Source organism: Oliverpabstia sp. (genome assembly GCF_022785585.1).
In the GTDB taxonomy this organism is placed as follows: domain Bacteria; phylum Bacillota; class Clostridia; order Lachnospirales; family Lachnospiraceae; genus Oliverpabstia; species Oliverpabstia intestinalis.
Genome location: NZ_JALFPR010000174.1, coordinates 1 through 5,427, shown reverse-complemented (window position 1 = coordinate 5,427; position 5,427 = coordinate 1). Strand labels below are relative to the sequence as shown.

The following is a 5,427-nucleotide window of genomic DNA, read 5'->3' as shown; positions in this document are numbered from 1 at the left end:
AGGTTCCGTGCAAGCACGGACTTTGACTCGTTGCTCGCGTAAATCACCTTCGGTGATGGCATTTTGGCTTGTATGTCTCGGGATTTTGACATATTCATGTCAAAACACCTCGCGGGACAGTGGCTACTGAATAGTTACCTTTTTTCTTATTATCCCATACCATACAACACCGCTCTACACCTCCTCCCCCTTTGGCTAACGCACAGCAGCCGCCCCTTGCTTCGCTCCTGCAGGCAACACTGTGTGGGCGCTTAGGGGAAGCTTTAAAATCCGACGCTTACGTAGACTTTCGCGAGGGTCAGCCGACCCTCGTGAATTTAGTCGAAGTTAGCGGCTAGTTCAAAGTTCCCCTGCCCACGTTGCCAGCAGGAGCGAAGCAAGGGGCGGCTGCGTCCCCATTAGCCAACACTCTCATATTTTAAATAATGTAGTTCCCCACATCCGTAGTATCTGCCAGTAAATCTGCAATCGTAATCCCATCGAAATACTCCGTGATCACCTTGTATGCTCCCTCCCACATTTTCAGGGTCTTGCAGACAGAGACTCTCTCACATTGATTCGGCTCATGTTCCAGACAGGCTATCGGTGCCAGAGACCCCTCTGTCAACCGAAGAATACTTCCAATCGTATATTCTGACGGATCCTTCAATAGCTGATAACCGCCTCCCTTTCCTCTCAGCGAACGCACAAATCCGTTCTTGCTCAGTGAAGCCACGATAGCCTCCAGATACTTCTCGGAAATCTCCTGCCTTTTTGCTATATCCATCAACGGAATATACTCTCCCGTATTATGTTCTGCCAGATCCAACATTACACGAATCGCATAACGCCCTCTTGTCGATATTTTCATGCTATAACCTCCATATTTCCTATATACCTAGTTTACCACAAGGTTATTATGATTTTCAAGAGGGAATTTCGTTTTTCCCTTATCTGTTTCCAAAAATCAGAAAAAGTCGCTGCAAAACACTTCTATATAACTTCCCTGCTTTGCAACAACTCTCTTTTTTATCCATATATTCAGGACCTTACATCTTATCCCTGCAGCTCTCCCACATGCGCTTTCAGCCGTGCCGCTGCTGCCTTCGGGTCTTCCGCTTTCATAATGGCGGAAACGACAGCCACACCTGCCATCTTACCGCCTTTGAGGATGTCCATATTTCCATCATTCAAGCCGCCGATCGCCACTGCAGGAATCGGTACACTCTGGCAGATCTCATTCAGTGTTTCCACGGAAGTACGGATCGTGACTACCTTTGTCGTTGTCGGGAAAATCGCTCCCACACCCAGGTAATCCGCACCGTCCTCATACGCCTTTTTCGCCGCTTCCACAGTCTTTGCCGTAGCGCCCACGATCTTGTCCGGCCCAAGTAGTTTTCTTGCCACGGCTACCGGAAGATCTGAGGAACCCACATGGACACCGGCGGCGTCACAGGCAATTGCCACATCCACACGATCATCGATGATCAGTGGAATCTGATAGCGGTCGGTGATTGCCTTTACCTTCATTGCTTTCTCCAGATATTCCCGTCCGCCGCAGTTTTTCTCCCGTAGCTGCACCAGTGTTACACCTCCCTGGCATGCCTCTTCGATCGTTTTGTAAAATGTTTCCTCTGTATGATAGGTGCTGTCCGTCACCAGATATAACGTCATATCCAAATCTGTTTTCATACCTGTTTTTTCCTTCCTGAAATTTTACTTTCATCATTTCACCCGTCAGTCAGCATACCACCTATGATAACAGACGCATGAGCTCTCTTTCACTTTGTGATCATGGCTTCCCGTATTCTTTGCATGAACAGTTCGGGTGACTCTAAGACCACTTTATATTCCAATCTCCCGAATCCAGATCCTTGCCTCCAGTTCTTCCTGTGTCAGCCCTGCCACCGCATCCAGAAGTTCCATCTGAAAACTTCCCGGTCCTGTTGACCTCTTTGCGGCGATCTCCCCGGCGATTCCCATCACCGAAGTCCCAAGCAGTGCCGCCACAAACGGATCTCTCTGCGCCAGGAAAGCCGCCGAAAGCGCGCCGACCATACATCCGCTTCCTGTGATCCCGGACAGCTCCGGCACACCATTTTCCAGAATCAGACACCGGTTCTGATCCACCAGAAGATCTTTTGCTCCGGTAGCCAGAAGTACACTTCCAGTCTTTTTCGAAACTCTTCGGAAGATTTCTTTTCTCTCTTCCTCATTGTCCCCGGTCATCGCATCCTCCGCTCCGGCATCAATACCTGTTCCGTGAAACGGCTGTCCGGCGATTGCAAGCAGTTCGGAAATATTTCCCTTCAGGATCTGTATCTTTCCTTTTTCGATCAGTTCCATGGCAAGTTCCATCCGAATCTTACTGCAGGATACGCCTACCAGATCCAGCAGAACCGGAATTCCTTCTTTCGCCGCCGTCCGCGCGGAACACTTCATGGACTCGATCCGCACATCGGTAATATTTCCAAGATTCAGCATCAGTGCTCCCGCTGTCTTTGTGATACCTTCCACCTCCATCGGATGCTCTGCCATCATCGGCCTTGCGCCCACCGCAAGGATCATATTCGCACATCCGTGAATGGAAATCGGATTCGTGATGCAGTGAATCAGTGGTTGTTCTCTCTTTGTTGCATCACGCACGCTCTTCAGCTGATTTTCTAACTGTTTTATCATAAACTTTTGCTCCAAGACTTCTCTGAAATTTTGCCAGCAGGCCTGCTTTGCTCAGCGCTTTCAGGAACACATATGCTGCTGCGCCACCCATGATCGTTGCTGAGATAAACATCGGAGTGTAGAAAAATGCATTCAACCCGTCTCTTCCCATGATAAAGGCCATCACCGGATAAGAAACCAGCGATCCGATGATACCGGTTCCAAAGATTTCTCCCAGTACCGCACAGATGATCTTACCGCCGGATAAGCGGTAAAAAACACCGGATAAAAATGCACCAAATACAGCCCCTGTCAGTGCAAGTGGCGGAATTCCCATAAATAACATACGGATCACACCGATCATCGTTGCACAAAGCAGGGAGTACCACGGTCCCATCAGCACCGAGCATACAATATTGATCAGATGCGCTGTCGGGCACATTCCCTCGATACGAAGGATCGGGGAGATCACTACACCAATTGCTACCATCATAGCCAGCATTACCATGCGAAATGTGTTCAGTCTTTGTTTTTCCATTTTTGTTTTCCTCTCTTGTTTTCCGGGAAAACCGTCTTTTTCTTTCTTGAGCAGAAAAAAGCGCAGTTTCCCTCTTTTTTTCGGTCGAAGTTCTATTACTTCCTCTCACTCCGAAACACGGATTCCCATCGCTTTTTTCTGTATGCCGGATCTCAGGGCGCTCCCCCTCAGATTCACCTGCATCTGCCTTGTTCACACACTGTCTGTGTCGTCCGAACATTTTTCGCAAAATGCCTGCAAGTACAGTCTCTTATTAATTGTAAAGATCGAAAAGCCAAAGATAGCCGAGCATGTACTTCTGCATATTTTTATATGTTATTTGTCATAAAAATTTTTGCAGTATACAAAAACATCTGTCCGCACCAGCACGGACAGATGTACACTCTCTCGATATGTATTTCCTCCGTTGGCATTACCCAAATCAGGTGCGGTCGAAGATCTATCTTCCTCTCAGCCTGTCACACAAGCTCCCGTTCTTTAATTCTTACATATCATAGCACTGCTTTACGGAAATGTCAAACAACGTCATCACTTTTTCAGCCAGTCAAATGCGATCATACAGATGATCGCCGACAGCAGAGATCCTGTTGCCGTAGCCAGTCCCATCGGAAACAGCGTATCCGGAAAGATCTTTGAAGTCAGATATACGCCCGGAATCCGAACACAGAGAATCGCGATCAGGTTGTGGATAAACGAGATCTCTGATCTTCCATACGCACAGAAATATCCACTGAAACTGAAATGTACTCCTGCGAAAATGCAGTCCCAGATGTATCCACGGATATACTGTGCTCCCAGCAGGATGACCACCGCATCTGTCGTAAACAGACCAACCGCCGTTTCTGCGGTCACCTGGATCAACAGTGAGACGAAAAGTCCGAAACCAACCGCAATTCCCATCGCATACCGGAGAATCTGATCGGCCCGTTCGTATTTGCCGGCTCCCATATTCTGTGCTCCCAGTGCAGACACGGTAGAGAGCATCGAAGATGGCACCAGGAACAGAAAACTGATGATTTTTTCCACGATTCCCACTGCTGCTGCAGCACTCAGTCCCCTGCGGTTCGCGATAATCGTAATGATGATAAACGCTACCTGGATAAATCCATCCTGTGCTGCGATCGGGATACCGATTTTCAGCACCTGCCCCATCGTTACACGATCCGGTCGGAAATCTTCTCTTTTTACAGAAATTCCTGTCTGCTTTTTTAAGATCACCCAGAGCGATACAACCACACTGATTGTCTGGGAAAGCGTGGTTCCCAGCGCCGCACCTTCCGGTCCCATATGAAACGCACCGATACATATGTAATCCAACGCAATATTTGCCACACAGGCAATTACGATAAAGTACATCGGACTTTTGGAATCTCCAAGGCCACGGAAGATCGATGCGATCACATTATAAGCCGTGATAAACGGGATTCCGATAAAGCAGATGGTAAGATAACGAACCGTTCCTTCTATCGCTTCCTCCGGTGTGGACATTACATTCACGATCGGACGCACCAGTAACAGTAAAACCACGGCAAGCACCACTGAGACACCTACAAAAAGCACCATAGTATTTCCCACTACTTTAGACGCCTTTTTGGTATCCCGCGCACCCACTGCCCGTCCGATATTCACTGTCGTTCCCATCGCCAGGCCTACGATCATCACCGTCAGCATATGCATCACCTGACTGCCGATCGATACCGCCGTCGTACTCGCCACACCATCAAACTGCCCGACAATAAACAGATCCGCCAGACCATATAATGTCTGTAAAAAATAAGACAACAGATAGGGAAGTGAGAAATACACAATATTTTTCCACACACTTCCCGATGTAAGATCTCTTTCCATGTTTCTACTCCTTTATCACTCTGACGCTTTCCCTCGGCAAAGTTTCTTTCTAATCTATATTAAACCTTATAATCGTTATAGAGTCAATCGGTTTTCTGACAATTTTTCTTTTATCAAATCAGTCAGTTTTCGGATATTTGATGATAGAAAAAGCCGCAGGCACGAAACCTGCGGCTTTCTTTTCTCGTTTGAACACTTTTAAAAACGCCTATTTTATAAGGGTTTCTTAGAATTTACCAGCTTTGTGAGCTTCCTCAATACTAACTGCAACAGCTACAGTCATACCAACCATCGGGTTGTTACCTGCACCGATCAGACCCATCATTTCTACGTGAGCCGGAACAGAAGAAGAACCTGCGAACTGTGCATCGGAATGCATACGTCCCAGAGTATCTGTCATACCA

Annotated in this window: 6 protein-coding genes; all 6 read right to left on the bottom strand. The window is 47.6% G+C overall.

Annotated features, from left to right (window positions below; translation table 11 throughout):
- Positions 1–418 precede the first annotated feature (418 nt).
- Positions 419–850 (bottom strand): RrF2 family transcriptional regulator, encoded by a 432-nt coding sequence (locus MSA64_RS11775; protein ID WP_022173214.1) that lies wholly within the window; start codon positions 848–850, stop codon positions 419–421.
- 185 nt (positions 851–1,035) lie between these two features.
- The gene (gene thiE, locus MSA64_RS11770; protein WP_287891697.1) at positions 1,036–1,671 is read right to left on the bottom strand and encodes a thiamine phosphate synthase; all 636 of its coding nucleotides are present in this window, start codon (positions 1,669–1,671) and stop codon (positions 1,036–1,038) included.
- A gap of 153 nt (positions 1,672–1,824) precedes the next feature.
- Positions 1,825–2,658: a hydroxyethylthiazole kinase gene (gene thiM, locus MSA64_RS11765; RefSeq protein WP_287891696.1), complete on the bottom strand. Its 834-nt coding sequence runs from the start codon at positions 2,656–2,658 to the stop codon at positions 1,825–1,827.
- A complete protein-coding gene (thiW, locus tag MSA64_RS11760) occupies positions 2,618–3,175 on the bottom strand; it encodes an energy coupling factor transporter S component ThiW (RefSeq protein ID WP_154432565.1) in 558 nt (185 codons plus the stop codon). The genes thiM and thiW overlap by 41 nt, the downstream gene beginning before the upstream one ends.
- A 528-nt stretch (positions 3,176–3,703) precedes the next feature.
- On the bottom strand, positions 3,704–5,023 hold the full coding sequence (locus tag MSA64_RS11755) for an MATE family efflux transporter (RefSeq protein WP_287891695.1): 1,320 nt from the start codon (positions 5,021–5,023) through the stop codon (positions 3,704–3,706).
- Between the two features lie 226 nt (positions 5,024–5,249).
- Positions 5,250–5,427, bottom strand: a 178-nt coding sequence (locus MSA64_RS11750; protein ID WP_287891698.1) for a GGGtGRT protein, incomplete at its 5' end; no start/stop codon positions are given.

Excerpts from the sequence above, each read along its gene's own strand:
- MSA64_RS11775 (WP_022173214.1), bottom strand. The coding sequence starts at position 850 with ATGAAAATATCGACAAGAGGGCGTTATGCGATTCGTGTAATGTTGGAT.
- thiE (WP_287891697.1), bottom strand. The coding sequence starts at position 1,671 with ATGAAAACAGATTTGGATATGACGTTATATCTGGTGACGGACAGCACC.
- thiM (WP_287891696.1), bottom strand. The coding sequence starts at position 2,658 with ATGATAAAACAGTTAGAAAATCAGCTGAAGAGCGTGCGTGATGCAACA.
- thiW (WP_154432565.1), bottom strand. The coding sequence starts at position 3,175 with ATGGAAAAACAAAGACTGAACACATTTCGCATGGTAATGCTGGCTATG.
- MSA64_RS11755 (WP_287891695.1), bottom strand. The coding sequence starts at position 5,023 with ATGGAAAGAGATCTTACATCGGGAAGTGTGTGGAAAAATATTGTGTAT.